This is a genomic window from Geothrix alkalitolerans, assembly GCF_022808885.1.
In the GTDB taxonomy this organism is placed as follows: domain Bacteria; phylum Acidobacteriota; class Holophagae; order Holophagales; family Holophagaceae; genus Geothrix; species Geothrix alkalitolerans.
Genome location: NZ_JAKZLE010000002.1, coordinates 341,542 through 354,210, shown reverse-complemented (window position 1 = coordinate 354,210; position 12,669 = coordinate 341,542). Strand labels below are relative to the sequence as shown.

Annotated in this window: 12 protein-coding genes and 1 pseudogene; 8 read left to right on the top strand and 5 right to left on the bottom strand. The window is 68.1% G+C overall.

Features of this window, described 5'->3' with window-relative positions; all coding sequences use genetic code 11:
• Positions 1–99 precede the first annotated feature (99 nt).
• From MLJ35_RS05670 to MLJ35_RS05655, 4 genes are all read right to left on the bottom strand, one after another.
• Positions 100–750: a class II aldolase/adducin family protein gene (locus MLJ35_RS05670; protein ID WP_243383505.1), complete on the bottom strand. Its 651-nt coding sequence runs from the start codon at positions 748–750 to the stop codon at positions 100–102.
• Between the two features lie 46 nt (positions 751–796).
• Complete coding sequence (locus tag MLJ35_RS05665; RefSeq protein WP_243383504.1) at positions 797–1,216, bottom strand: DUF1801 domain-containing protein; 420 nt, start codon at positions 1,214–1,216, stop codon at positions 797–799.
• A gap of 80 nt (positions 1,217–1,296) precedes the next feature.
• Positions 1,297–2,136, bottom strand: a complete 840-nt coding sequence (locus MLJ35_RS05660) for a tetratricopeptide repeat protein (RefSeq protein WP_243383503.1) — start codon at positions 2,134–2,136, stop codon at positions 1,297–1,299.
• Positions 2,137–2,227: 91 nt separating this feature from the next.
• A complete protein-coding gene (locus tag MLJ35_RS05655; RefSeq protein ID WP_243383502.1) occupies positions 2,228–4,261 on the bottom strand; it encodes an SPFH domain-containing protein in 2,034 nt (677 codons plus the stop codon).
• Between the two features lie 211 nt (positions 4,262–4,472).
• On the opposite strand from MLJ35_RS05655, the gene MLJ35_RS05650 reads away from it, so the two are divergent.
• The 5 genes and pseudogenes from MLJ35_RS05650 (at position 4,473) to MLJ35_RS05635 (ending at position 9,991) form a co-directional block, all read left to right on the top strand.
• Entirely contained in the window at positions 4,473–6,122 is a 1,650-nt protein-coding gene (locus MLJ35_RS05650; RefSeq protein ID WP_243383501.1) for a BamA/TamA family outer membrane protein, read from the top strand.
• Between the two features lie 86 nt (positions 6,123–6,208).
• Positions 6,209–6,796, top strand: coding sequence for a hypothetical protein (locus tag MLJ35_RS05645; protein WP_243383500.1), 588 nt, complete (start codon positions 6,209–6,211; stop codon positions 6,794–6,796).
• A gap of 64 nt (positions 6,797–6,860) precedes the next feature.
• A pseudogene (locus MLJ35_RS16200) lies at positions 6,861–7,901 on the top strand (phosphate acyltransferase); the annotation flags it as partial.
• Between the two features lie 36 nt (positions 7,902–7,937).
• Positions 7,938–9,080, top strand: a complete 1,143-nt coding sequence (buk, locus tag MLJ35_RS16195) for a butyrate kinase (protein ID WP_420843025.1) — start codon at positions 7,938–7,940, stop codon at positions 9,078–9,080.
• Between the two features lie 56 nt (positions 9,081–9,136).
• Complete coding sequence (locus MLJ35_RS05635; RefSeq protein WP_243383498.1) at positions 9,137–9,991, top strand: hypothetical protein; 855 nt, start codon at positions 9,137–9,139, stop codon at positions 9,989–9,991.
• A 5-nt stretch (positions 9,992–9,996) separates the two neighbouring features.
• Here the strand turns inward: MLJ35_RS05635 and MLJ35_RS05630 are convergent, their stop codons facing one another.
• On the bottom strand, positions 9,997–10,899 hold the full coding sequence (locus tag MLJ35_RS05630) for a bifunctional enoyl-CoA hydratase/phosphate acetyltransferase (RefSeq protein ID WP_243383497.1): 903 nt from the start codon (positions 10,897–10,899) through the stop codon (positions 9,997–9,999).
• 61 nt (positions 10,900–10,960) lie between these two features.
• On the opposite strand from MLJ35_RS05630, the gene MLJ35_RS05625 reads away from it, so the two are divergent.
• Genes MLJ35_RS05625 through MLJ35_RS05615 form a run of 3 tightly spaced genes read left to right on the top strand, consistent with a single transcriptional unit; the run spans position 10,961 to position 12,560 of the window.
• Entirely contained in the window at positions 10,961–11,317 is a 357-nt protein-coding gene (locus MLJ35_RS05625; protein WP_243383496.1) for a TfoX/Sxy family protein, read from the top strand.
• A gap of 5 nt (positions 11,318–11,322) precedes the next feature.
• Positions 11,323–11,856: a GNAT family N-acetyltransferase gene (locus MLJ35_RS05620; protein ID WP_243383495.1), complete on the top strand. Its 534-nt coding sequence runs from the start codon at positions 11,323–11,325 to the stop codon at positions 11,854–11,856.
• Positions 11,853–12,560, top strand: a complete 708-nt coding sequence (locus tag MLJ35_RS05615; RefSeq protein ID WP_275976385.1) for a 16S rRNA (uracil(1498)-N(3))-methyltransferase — start codon at positions 11,853–11,855, stop codon at positions 12,558–12,560. Before MLJ35_RS05620 ends, MLJ35_RS05615 begins: the two co-directional genes overlap by 4 nt.
• Positions 12,561–12,669: the final 109 nt, after the last annotated feature.

The window sequence follows — 12,669 nt, the reverse complement described above, 5'->3', positions numbered from 1 at the left end:
GATGCACCGCAGAGAACGCCGAGAGCGCAGAGAAATGAACAAGCGTCCCTCTGCGTTCTCCGCGCTTTCTGCGGTTGGCGTTTGTCTTTGCAATCGAGTTCAAATGATCCTCGACCCGAGCTTCGCGCGCAGGGCTCGGAGCGCTTCGAGTTCGGAATGAGCCAGCGGCTTGGCGCCGCCGAGGGTCTCGGCCTTCCACAGGATCTGGGCGACCTGCTCAAGGCGCTCGAGGCCGCCCACGGCCTCGTCCAGGTGCTCGCCCCAGCAGAGGCCGCCATGGCGGGCCAGGATCATGAGGCGGTGCCCGGGCAGGAACGGCAGGAGGTTCGTTCCCATGGTCTCGGTGCCGGGGATGGCCATGGGCACGATGGGGATGCGGCCCGCGGCGAGGATCACCTCGGGCAGGCCGTCGGAGGGGAGTTCGGCCAGCTCAGGCCGGGCCAGGGTCCAGGCGATGGCCGTGGGCGGGTGGGCGTGAACCACCGCCTTCGCTTCCGGCACCGCCCGGTAGATGGCCAAGTGCATGGCCCGCTCGCTGCTGGGACGGCCCGAGAGAATTTCGCCATCCAGCGTGAGGTGGGCCAAGTCCTCCAGGCGCACCTTGGCCTTGGGGACGCCGCTGGGCGTCATGGCAATGAGGCCGTTGGGCAGGCGCACGGAGAGGTTGCCGTCCGAGGCCGCCAGAAGACCGCCCGCATGGAGCCGGCGGCAGCCGTCGAGGAGGTCGTGGAGTGGGCCGTTGGCGTCCATGACGGGATTATCGCCTGAGGAAGAACGGAATTTGGCCTGAGGTCCCCTATGGCTTCGCTTTTTTCGTGGGTTTCGGCTTGCCGGCGAGGTTGAGGGCGACCGCTCGGCGAACGAGCGCCTTGAAAGCGGATGCGTTGATCTCGTCTCCCTCGTGGATGTCGATGGCGCGGCGCGCGTTTCCTTCGAGGCTCGAGTTGAAGAGATGATCCGGGTCTTCCAGAGACGCTCCCTTGATGAAGGTGAGCTTCACAGCCTTCTTGTACGTTTCGCCCGTGCAGATGATGCCATCGTGCGACCAGACGGGCGTACCCATCCATTTCCATTCCTCGACGATGTCCGGGTCGGCCTCCCGGATGAGCCTGCGCATCCTGTCGAGGGTTTCCCCCCGCCAGTCGTCGAGCTCGGCGATCCGTCCAGAGATGAGCTCCGAAGCCGACTGGCCTTGCTTCGCGTCTGTCTTTTTCATGGGCTCACCCTGGAATGTCGGGACAAGTCAAGGCCGGGGAGGCAGGGGCGTGTCTTGGCATGCCTCGCAATGACCCAGGCCTAGCGCGACTTGGGTGCGGGCAGGGCTGCGTAGCGCTCGGCCTGGCGCAGGTTCTCGGCGATGACCGGGTCGTTCGGGCGCAGGGCCAGTGCGGCGCGGAAGTCGTCCCGGCTCTCCTTGTAGAGCTTCAGCTCGAAGCGGGCGCGGCCGCGGTTGAAGAGGGCCTCAAGTTGGCCGGGATCCAAAGCCAGGGCCCGGTCCAGGGCTTCACAGGCCTCCCCCCAGGCCTTCCGCTCATTGAGGCAGCGGCCCAGGTTGTTCCAGGCGTAGGCGATCTTCGGATCCTTCACCAGGGCCTCGCGAAGGATCGGCTCGGCCTCGGGGAACCGGTCCAGCCGGGCGAGGGCTTCGCCTTTCCAGGCCAGTCCGAGGGCCTGATCGGGCCTCCTGGCTAGTAGCTCCGTCGCGTAGGCCAGCAGGGAACTCCAGTCCTGGGACAGCCTCGCCTCGGTGCAGGCGTTGGAGAAGCCGTCTGGGTAGCCCAGGCGGCCGTTCTCGGCATGGGCGGCCGCGGCCTCGGCATGACGGCCCAGCTGGCTCAGGGCCTGGGCCCGATAGAGGCGGTAGATGCCCAGACGGGGGCCGGACTTGGCCTCCAGCTGCGGTTGGAGCGCTTCGCAGACCGTCACGAGGCGCTCCCAGCGCCGGCTCCGCTGGAGGGCCTGGATCCATGTCTCGTAGTGGGCTCCCCGGGTGGCGGGCGGCACGGTCTCGAACCAGTCCGCGAGGCCGGCCCAGTCGCCAGCCTTGTAGAGAGCCTCCGCCGAGGCGGGCATGGGCATGGCGAGTCCCTGGGACTGGACCTGGGCGAAGGGGGACAGCAGGAGCAGCGCGAGCATGGGCATCCGGAAACAGGTAGGAATTGATCCTCCAAACCTACCAGCGAAAGGGGCGGCATCGCCGCCCCTTCTCCTGGAAACCCGGGATGGGTCATTTCGTGAGGTTCTGCCTCAGGGCTGATTTCAAGGCCTCGGCCTCGGGGTTGGCCGCAGTGGGCACCACGCCCGCGAGCTGGCCGGCCTTCTCGCTGAGCAGGAGGCCCAGCAGGCTCTCGATGAGGCTGCCGCCGCCCTTCTCTCCGCCGCCCATGTGGATCTTGGGCACCACGTCCACCTGGGACTTCTCGATGGCTTCGGCGAAACGGCTCATGACCTGCTGCACCAGCTGGAACTGGGGTCCGCCGTAGGCGCGGACCTGCTCCTCGATGGCCATGGCCTGGGCGATGCCCACGCGGGCGGCCTGCTCGGCCTGGGCCTCGGCCATGACCTTGATGCGCTTGGCCTCGCCCTCGCCCATGAGGCGAACCTTCTCCGCCTCGGCGCCGGCCAACGTCTGGATCTGCGCGGCCTGCTGCTGGGCCTTGGCGTACTCGGCCTTGCCCTGGTTGCTCTGCACCTCGATACCGATGGCGGATTCCGTCAGCAGGGTCTGTTGCTTGGCCCGGGCCTCGGCCTCGCGCAGCTCCCGCTCCTTCACCGCGGCGCTCTGCTGGCGGCCGTAGGTCTCCACCTGCTCGTCGGCGATCTGGCGGCTGCGGAGCTGGACGAGGATCTGCTCGATCTGCCCGCCGGGCGCCCCGCTGGTGGGCGTGCCGATGAGGACTTCCTGCAGCTCAAGGTTGTACTGGGCGAACTTCTCCTTCATCTGCGAGCCGCTCAGCTCCTGGATGGCGCTGCGGTCCTGGATGAGCTGGATGAGGGTGCGGGTCTGGCCGATGTTCTTGAAGTAGGCGCTGACCATGGGATCCAGCGTCTGCTCCACCAGCTTCTTGATGTCGCCGAAGCGCTGGATGACGAGGGGCGCCTTGCGGTAGTCGATGTGCACCACCACGGAGAGCGGCAGGCTGGGCTCGAAGGCGTCCTTGGTGATGAGGCTCACTTCGGCCAGGTTCTCGTCGAACTTGTGGCTGCCCACCTCGCCCTTGGACCACTTCAGGATGAAGTTGGTGGTGGGCACCATGAGCACCTTGCCAGCGTAGGTGTTGAAGGCGTACTTACCGGGCAGCAGAGGCTCGCTCCACACGCCGCGGCTGCCCTTGGCCACGAGCTCGCCGTGGCGGTACTCCTGGCCGCTGATGTCGGCGCCGATGGCGCCGGTGTAGCTCACCACCACGCCGACGGTGCCCACCTCCACCACGGTCTTGGGGATCAGCTCCACCGTGGCGAAGAGGCGGTTGATGTAGTAGGTGCCTTCCACCAGCACCTGGTACTGGCGCCCACGCTGGCCGCCGGCCACCAGGAACTTGTCCGCATCCTGGAAGTTGTTGTGGTAGCTGGATGCCTGGTGCGGGTCCTCGCCCACGGTGGGGGCGATGATCTCGCCGCTGGCCAGGCTGGGGCCGTCATGCACGGTCACGATGCCCACGGCGTCGTCCGTGCCTTTGATGATCACGGGGCGCCAGCCGCCGCGCTCGGTGATGATGGCGCTCATCTTCTGGAAGGTGTCCAGCTCGCCGGGATCCAGGGGCAGGTAGAAGAGCCGATCCTCGGTGAGCACCACGAACTGGGCCAGGTTGATCGCGTAGATGCCCTCGCGCAGGATCTGGCGTTGGGGGCCCTTTTCGCCACCGCCCTGAATGAAGGCCACCACATCCTGGAAGTCGGCACCGTGGGCATTGCTGGCCAGGGCCTGGGAGGGCGGCAGGTCGTGGCCGTCTCGGGCGAAGATGTAGCCGATCTTGCCCTGGGGAATGGTCACCAGGGGCATCTTGTGGATGCGGTACTGGAAGGGCGTGAGCAGGTGCCAGCCGCCGCGCAGGAGCTGGGGCTGGTAGCCGGCCTCGCCGCTGAGGGCGATGAGGCCGGTCTTGACCGAGCCCTTCCGGCTGATGAGCTTTTCCACGATGCCCACGCGGTTGTTCGGGATGTAGCGGATCCACTTGCTGAGGAGCAGCACCGCGAAGGTGATCGCGAGCAGGGTCAGCAGGGTCAGGCCGGGGTTGGCGGAAAGCCAAGTGAGGTCCATGAGGACTCCAGGGGACGGGTTTGGGATAGGTTACCGTTCCGGCGCGCCGTCCCGCCCGGATTCGGGGAGCTTTCCGCGGTCCTGCGTCCCGGCTCCGGGAGGAGCGGATGACTGGAATCCTGCGCGGAAAGAACCATACGAAGGCACGAATCATAGGCGGATCCCGCCCATCCGCCGTGACGGCCGTCACCATTTCGCCTAGGCTTTGGGCATGTCCATCGCGCAGGAAAGGGGCCGACGTCCGGATCGCTTCTGCCGAAGGGCTGCCCTGGCGGGGTTCCTGGTCGGCACCACGCTCGGCGCCCAGGCACCGCCCACCTGGGAAGAGCTGGAGGCCCGACAGGCCCGCATCGCGGGCATCGACATCCGCGTGGGGGATGTCTTCGATCTCTCCCTTCCCCATGAGAACCACTGGATCGGCCGTACCGCGAACTTCCTGCACATCCAGACGCGGGAGCAGGTGGTGCGCCGGGAGATCCCCTTCAAGCCGGGGGATCCGGTGAAGGCCCGGCTGATCCATGAGGCCGAGCGGAACCTGCGGACCTTCCGGTTCTTCAAGGACGCCCAGATCGACCCTCAGGTGGACGAGACCGGGGCGGTCAGGGCCGTGGTCCGCACCCGGGATGCCTGGACCTTGAAGGGCAGCGCGGGCTTCACCCAGGTAGGCGGGCAGCGGAATTTCGGGTTCTCCCTCCACGAGGCCAACTTCCTGGGCTACGGGAAAGACTTGATCCTGTCCCACGAGCGCACCCCCGAGCGCTCCATCGAGACGATGCAGTACCTGGACCGGCAGATCCTCGGAACCCAATGGACGCTGGATTCGCGCTATCAGGTGCTCTCGGACGGGAAGACCCGCTACCTCGAGCTCTCGAAGCCGTACCGGGGGCTGGAGACGCCGTGGTCCATGACGTTCAGGGCCTCTTCCTCGGACGCCATCCAGTCGGTCTACAACCAGGAGCGCACCGCCTACGCCTTCGCCTCCCGGCAGGAGGGCCTCCTGGTCGAAGGCTCCATGGCAGCCCTGGTGCTGGATGGGCAGGCGATCCGGTTGGGTGGGGGACTGGATCTGAGCCGGTCCGAGTACGGCCCGATCCAGACCCTGGATGCCGGGAACCTCCCCGTCCCCTCGCTGTCGGACCGCCGGCTGCGAGGCCTCCACGTCTCGTGGAGCCTGTTCGAGGACCGGTTCCGGACGTTCCGGGACCTCGCAGGCATGACCCACTCCGAGGACTACAACCTCGGGTGGGCCGCGAGTTTCAGCCTGGGCTCCCATCTGAAGAGCCTGGGAAGCGACCTCGACTCGCCCTTCATCCGGGTCAGCGCCTCCAAGGGATGGGCGCCGGGGGACAGTTCCCTCATCCTGCTCCGAGCCAAGGGGGCGACCCGGCATGAGCCCGAGGGCTGGCGCGACGCCCTCGCGACGCTCAGCCTGACCACCTACTACCAGGGATTCCGGGCGCAGACCCAGGCGGCCTATGTGCAGCTGGACGCAGTCCGCCGGCCGGAGCCCGAGTCTTACCTCTACCTGGGCGGGATGGACGGGATGCGGGGGTACGGGAACCACCTGCTGCTGGGGGATCGCCGGTGGATGGCCTCCCTCGAGGAGCGCGTCAACACCTCCTACGACTGGCTCGGCATCCTGCGGCTCGGGTTCGTGGCTTACGCGGACGCCGGCGCCATCCATCGGACCGACACCGGGCGCTGGAGCCGCACCTACGTGGATGTGGGGGGTGGCCTGCGCCTGGGCAACCTGAAGAGCTCGGTCGGGCGGGTGTTCCTGCTGACCATCGCCTACCCGCTGGTTCGGGAGCCGGGCACAGAACACCACCAGTTCGTCGCCACGGATGTCGTGAAGTTCTGATCCGGGATCCGGGCGGCTGGTCAGGGTAGCCTTGGACCATGGGTGCATGGCTCGAGAGATGGCGTGAGCGCCGGGCAGGCCTGGTCATGGCTGGCCTGGTCCTTATCGCTGCGTTCCTGTGGTGGGACCAGCGGGCCGTATCCCAGCCTGCAGGGGCTCTCGCGCCGGAGGAACCGGTCCAGGAACCTCCGGAATCGACGGCGACGTGGACCTTCAAGAACCACACCATCACGCCGCTCGCCGCCTTCGACATCCATGCGCGCATACTGGGCAAGGAGCGCTACCGCTTCGATCGGGCGGCGGAGCTGTCGCCCGTGGACCTGGCCCTGGGGTGGGGCCCCATGTCCGATTCGCGCATTCTGGAGGCCTTCACCATCGACCAGCGGGACCGCTGGTACTTCTGGCGATCGGCACGCATGCCCGTCCCGGAAACCCAGGTCGTCAGCCACAGCGCCAACATGCATATGATCCCCGCGAACGGAGGTGTCGCCCGGCGCCTGAAGGCGGCCAGGGTGGGACAGCTGGTCCACCTGAAGGGCCAGCTCGTGCGGGCGGACGGGAAGGACGGCTGGCACTGGGTGAGCAGCCTGAGCCGGACGGATACCGGGGATGGTTCCTGCGAGGTGATCTGGGTGGAGTCGGCCCAAGTCGCAGACCGGTCGCCGGATATGTGACCACGGGATCGGCAAAATAGAATCCGCTGCCTGCTAGACTCTGCGCTGCAAGGCTTTTCAAGCGATGCGGAGCCCCATGTTTGACATCGAAGCGTCCCTCGACAGTCGTCTCCTGGCCGTGCCCCGGAACCGCCCCACGGTGATGTTCCCGGAGGCCCTGGATCCCCGCACCCTCGAAGCCGCCTGTTTCCTCGGGCGCTTCATCCGCCCCGTCTTCCTCGCGCCCGAGGCCGAGGTCCGGGCCGTGGCCGCCCAGCGGCTGGCGCACCTGGGCGCGGACCGGGTGGCCTACACCCTCTCCGAGAGCGCCTTCGTGGATCCCGCCTCCCGGCCGGACCTGGTGGAGTCCTTCGCCGCGGCCTGCGTGGAGTTCGGGAGGACTCACCAGCGGCCCATCGGGATCGCGGAGGCCCGGGACCTGGTCCGGGAGCCCGGCCGCTTCGGCATCTGGGCCGTGAAGCTCGGGCATGCCGACATGGTGGTGGGCGGCGCCATCCACGAGCCCAAGGCCTTCTTCCGGCCCATGGTGGACATCCTGTCCCAGCGCAGCGTCGCCTGCGAGGCCGGCGTGTTCGTGCTTCCCGACGAGCATCCCGAGGAGGTCTATCCCCGCAACATCGTGGTGTTCGGGGACGTGGGCGTGAACGCGACCATGACGCCGCGCACGCTGGCGGAAGTGGCTGTGGGCACCTGCGCGGTGGCCCGCGACCTCATCCCCGAGGAGGTGCTGCCGGAGATCCGCTGTGCCATGGTGTCCTACTCCAACCGCGGCAGCGACGAGGGACCGTCGCCCGAGCTGGTGCGGCAGGCCGCCGAGCTGGTGCCGGAGATCCTCGCGGAACGCATCGCCCACCACACGCGCTACGCCAGCATCCACATCCGCGGGGAGGTGAAGGTCAGCGTGGCCCTCTCGCGCCGCTCCGCGGACCTGTACCATGCGGACGGCCTGCCCTGGGAAGGCGTCCCCAACGTGATCGTGTGCCCCAACCTGGACATGGGGAACCTGCTCTACCACCTCTACGCCACGCGGTTCCCGGAGGCGAAGAAGTTCCCCGTCATGTTCGGCCTCTGGTTCCAGGGCGTGGACCTGCCCATGGACTGCACGCCCGAGGACATCCGCCTGGCCATCAAGGCCTCCGTCATGCGCCTGCACGCCTACGGCGAGTGGAAGCGGACGCCCAAGGACACCTTCTTCCGGCGCCATCGCGTGCTGGTGCTGAACCCCGGATCGACGTCCACCAAGACCTCGATCTTCGAAGGCGATGAGGAGCGGTTCACGGAGGAGCTCCAGCATTCCGCCGAAGAGCTGAAGCCCTTCGAGGGCCACCCCATCACCGAGCAGTTCGCCTTCCGCAAGGATGCGGTCCTGTGCTTCCTGCGGGACCGGGGCTTCACCCCTGCGGACCTCGACGCCGTGGCCGGGCGGGGGGGCCTGCTGCGGCCCATCCCCCACGGCACCTGGCGGGTGGGACCTCCCATGCTGGAGGATCTGAAACAAGGGTCCCGCGGAGAGCACGCCTCGAACCTGGGGGCCCTCATCGCCGCCGAGCTGGTGGCTGGCACGGGCACCCCGGCCTACATCGTGGACCCGGTGGTGGTGGACGAGGCCGATCCCAAGGTGAAGATCTCCGGCCTGAGGGAGTTGCCCCGCCGCGTGATCAGCCATGCGCTGAACCAGATCGCCACGGCCCGGCGCTACGCCGAGGAGCACGAGACCTTCTACGAGCGCGTGAATGTCATCGTGGCCCACATGGGAGGCGGCATCACCGTCGGCGCCCACCGCAAGGGCCGCTACATCGACGTGAACAACGGCCTGGACGGGGAAGGGCCCTTCTCGCCCCAGCGCACGGGCACCCTGCCTGCGGGCCAGCTCATCGACCTCTGCTTCTCCGGCAAGTACACCAAGGCCGAGCTGAAGCTCAAGAACAAGGGCCGGGGCGGCATGATCGACCTCCTGGGCACCTCGGACATGCGCGAGGTGGAGCGCCGGGTGGAGGCCGGGGACGTCGAAGCCACGCTGGTCTATGACGCCATGATCTACCAGATCGCCAAGGCCATCACGGCGCTGGCGCCCGCCTTCGAGGGCGCCTCCATCGACGCCATCCTCCTCACGGGCGGCATGGCCCGCTCCCCGAAGCTGGTGGCGGAGCTGACCCGCCTGACCGCCGCCCTCGGCTGCCCCGTGAAGGTCTACCCCGGCGAGAACGAGATGGCCGCCCTTGCCAAGGGCGCCTTGCGCGTCCTCTCCGGCCGGGAAATGGCCAAGGACTACCCGCCAGCCTGAGAACGCCCTTAGACTGGGGCCATCCATCGTCGAAACCTGACCTTCCGGAGGGCCCCTTGAGCCACCGCCGCCGTCTTGCCCCGATCCTCCTCCTCGCCTCGGCCGGACTCGGCCCGGCGGCCTGGGGACCCGTGCTCCTGGCGGCGCCCCCCAAAGCGGCGCCGAAAGCACCGGCACCCAAGGCCGTGCCCGACCCCGAAGGCGTGCTCCAGAAGGCCCGTGCTGCCTACGTGAACCTGGCCGGGAAGGGCTTCAACCGCTACCGCTTTGTCGCGACGCCGGATTGGGCCGCCATGCTGGCGGACCAGGCGAAGGCGAATCCGGAAGGCTACAAGGCGGCCATGGACCTCTTTGCGAAGGTCCGGTTCGACGTGCGGGTGGGCCCCCAGGGCGACGCCCAGGTCTCGCACAACACCGTGGACAGCCCGAATCCCCAGACCACGGCCGGGTTGAACCAGGTGTACAGCGGCATGGAGCAGACCCTCACGGGCTTCTTCCAGACCTGGGCTCCCTTCATGGTGAACACCCCGTTCCCGCCCGCGGGCGCTTCCGCCCGGGTGATGGATGCGGGCTCCCACTACCTCGTGGACTGGGAGGAGACGGGGGATGTCAAGGTGCACCTCCAGATGGACCGGACGTTCACCATCACCGAAATGAAGGTGAAGAGTCCAGCCTTCGACTCCACCATCCGGCCCACCTTCGAGCGCCAACCGGGCGGGCTGGTGCTGGCCGGCTACGACGGCGACTACCTGTCCACGGACTCCTCCCTGCGCCTGAAGGTCCTGATCACGAACAAGGCCATCCAGGACCTTCCGCTCCCTGTGGCCCTGGACCTCAGCGTCTGGATGGGGAGCGCGAACAAGCAGCAGATCCTCATGACCTTCTCGGAGCTGAACGTCGAGAAGAAGTAGGAGCTTTAAGCCAGCAGGGCCGCCAGGGCGATGGAGCTGAGCTTGGTCTTGGCGGTGTCGCCCCGGCTGCTGAGCACGCAGGGGACCCGGGCTCCGGCCACGACGGCGGCGATCTCCGCGCCGCCCAGCTTGGTGCCGGCCTTGTAGAAGGTGTTGCCGGCCTCCAGGTTGGGGAAGAGCAGGCAGTCTGCGTCGCCCGCCACGGGGCCGGTCATGCCCTTGATGCGCGCGGATTCAGGGTCGATCGCGCCGTCCAGGGCCATGGGCCCGTCGACGAGGGCCCCTTTGATCTGGCCGCGGTCAGCCATCTTGGAGAGCAGGGCGGCCTCGGCGCTGGCGCGCATCTTCGGCTGCACCTGCTCGGAGGCGGCCAGCACGGCCACCTTGGGGGTCTCGACGCCCAGGGCCTTCGCGGTCCGCACCAGGTAGCCGAGAATGGCCACCTTCTCCTTGAACTCCGGTTCGGGGATCACGGCCACGTCGCCGGCGATGAGCAGCTTGGGATGGCCCGGGTGCTCCATCACGGTCACGTGGCTGAGGATGGCGCCGGGGTCCAGCAGACCCTGGTCCTTGTTCAGGATGGCCTTCATGTACTTCTCGGTGCTGAGCAGGCCCTTCATCAGCAGGTCCGCCTCGCCGAAGCGCACCATGGCCACGGCCTTGTCCGCGGCCTCGGTGTCCGAGGCGGCGTGGACCATGCGGAAGCGCTCCTTCGCCATGCCCTGGTCGCCGCAGACCTTCACCATCACGGGTTCGTCGCCCACGAGGATGGCCTCCACCAAACCGGCTTCCACGGCGGCGTTCACGGCCTCCAGGGTGTGGGCGTCATTGGCCCAGGCCACCACCAGGCGCTTGCGGGGGCGGTCCTTCACGGCGCGGAGGAGGTCGTCGAGGGTGTTGATCCGCATGGGGGATCCTGTGAAAACGCCGGGCGTCCCGGCGGTGCCGCGAGGAGAGTACCATGTCGCCATGGCCGTTTCCGTGAGCTACCGCACATACCTCCTGGAGCAGATGGGGCGGATCCGCCCCGTGGACTCCCGGCGGATGTTCGGCGGTCTCTGCTTCTTCGCCGACGGACGCGCCTTCGCCCTGGCCGCGGAGGACACGCTCTACTTCAAGGCGGACGACACGAACCGCCCCGACTTCGAGGTCGCCGGCATGGGGCCCTTCATGCCCTTCGGCGACCCGGCGCGGCCCATGCAGTACTACGAGCTGCCTGTCGAGGTGCTGGAGGACCCGGACCAGCTCTCGGTCTGGATGGCCAAGGCCATCGCCGTGGCCGCCCGCGCCAAGACGAGGCCCCGCTCCAACCCCAAGCGAAAGTAGCGCCCATGCCTGCCATCGCCATCCGACCCGCCACCCCGGAAGACGCCGCCATCCTTGCCGACCTCGCGACCCGCACCTTCCGCGAGACCTTCGAACAGCACACCTCCGGCCCGGACCTGGAGGCTTTCCTGGCGACCGTCTACGGCGAGGCCATCCAGCAGGCCGAGCTGGAGGATTCGTCTCGGCCCGCCCGGATCCTGGAGGTCGATGGTGTGCCCATGGGCTTCCTCCAGCTGCGCCTGGGCCACCGGGAGCCGGGTGTCCCCGGCGAGCGTCCGGTGGAGCTGCAGCGCATCTATGTGCTGCGCGCGGCCCAGGGCGGCGGTCGAGGCGCGGCCCTCATGGCGGAGGCGGTGGAGATGGCGCGGGCCTGGGGCGCGGACGTCCTCTGGCTGGGCGTCTGGGAGAACAACCACAAGGCCCTGGCTTTCTACGCCCGCAGCGGCTTCCGGGAAGTCGGCGACCATGTCTTCCAGATCGGGAACCAGGTCGACCGCGACCTGATCCTGGCCCTGGACCTGGGCCGGGACCTCCCTTGAACCTGGTGCTTCTGCTGCCGGAGGACCTGACAGCCCCGGACCGGGCCCGCCTCGCGGGCCGGCGCCTGGCCCATGTCCGCGTGGTCCATCGTGCCGGTGTTGGCGACGAGCTGGCCGTAGGCCTGCTGAACGGGAAGATGGGCCGGGGCCGGGTGCTGCGCCTGGACGGCGAGGTCCTGGAGCTAGAGCTGACCTTGGACCAGGCGCCGCCGCCCAAGCTGCCGCTGAACCTGCTCATCGCGGTGCCTCGACCCAAAGTCCTGAACCGCGTGGTGGCGGCCGCCGCCAGCCTGGGCGCGGCGCGGATCGTGCTGCTCAACGCCTGGAAGGTGGAGAAGGCCTACTGGGCCAGCACGAGGATGAAGCCCGAGAACCTGCGCGAGCAGCTGATCCTGGGCCTGGAGCAGGCCAAGGACACGGTGCTGCCCGAGCTGCGCCTGGCGCGGCTCTTCCGCCCCTTCGTGGAGGACGAGCTGCCCGGCCTACTGGCGGGCGGCACGGGCCTCATGGCGCATCCCGGCACCGGCGCCGCGGCGCCGAAGGTGCTGGCGGCCCCCGTCACCCTCGCCATCGGCCCCGAGGGAGGCTGGGTGGAGGCCGAAGTGCAAAGCCTCCTCAAGGCCGGCCTGAAGCCCCTGGACCTCGGCCCCCGCATCCTCCGCACCGAAACCGCCCTGGCGGCGCTGGTGGGGAAGCTGTTCTAAGCTTCCAGACCAGCTATGGTTTGGTACGAGAAGCGGGTTTTTACCACCAAGGCACCAAGATCGCCAAGAAGTGCAAAGGCTCTTCCTTCGCTTTTCTTGGTGCCTTGGT

What these genes read in the sequence shown, in the direction of transcription:
- buk (WP_420843025.1), top strand. Translation starts at nt 7,938, where the DNA reads ATGCGCCTGCACGCCTACGGCGAGTGGAAGCGGACGCCCAAGGACACC.
- MLJ35_RS05670 (WP_243383505.1), bottom strand. Translation starts at nt 750, where the DNA reads ATGGACGCCAACGGCCCACTCCACGACCTCCTCGACGGCTGCCGCCGG.
- MLJ35_RS05630 (WP_243383497.1), bottom strand. Translation starts at nt 10,899, where the DNA reads ATGCGGATCAACACCCTCGACGACCTCCTCCGCGCCGTGAAGGACCGC.
- MLJ35_RS05625 (WP_243383496.1), top strand. Translation starts at nt 10,961, where the DNA reads ATGGCCGTTTCCGTGAGCTACCGCACATACCTCCTGGAGCAGATGGGG.
- MLJ35_RS05650 (WP_243383501.1), top strand. Translation starts at nt 4,473, where the DNA reads ATGTCCATCGCGCAGGAAAGGGGCCGACGTCCGGATCGCTTCTGCCGA.
- MLJ35_RS05660 (WP_243383503.1), bottom strand. Translation starts at nt 2,136, where the DNA reads ATGCTCGCGCTGCTCCTGCTGTCCCCCTTCGCCCAGGTCCAGTCCCAG.
- MLJ35_RS05620 (WP_243383495.1), top strand. Translation starts at nt 11,323, where the DNA reads ATGCCTGCCATCGCCATCCGACCCGCCACCCCGGAAGACGCCGCCATC.
- MLJ35_RS05645 (WP_243383500.1), top strand. Translation starts at nt 6,209, where the DNA reads ATGGCTGGCCTGGTCCTTATCGCTGCGTTCCTGTGGTGGGACCAGCGG.
- MLJ35_RS05655 (WP_243383502.1), bottom strand. Translation starts at nt 4,261, where the DNA reads ATGGACCTCACTTGGCTTTCCGCCAACCCCGGCCTGACCCTGCTGACC.
- MLJ35_RS05665 (WP_243383504.1), bottom strand. Translation starts at nt 1,216, where the DNA reads ATGAAAAAGACAGACGCGAAGCAAGGCCAGTCGGCTTCGGAGCTCATC.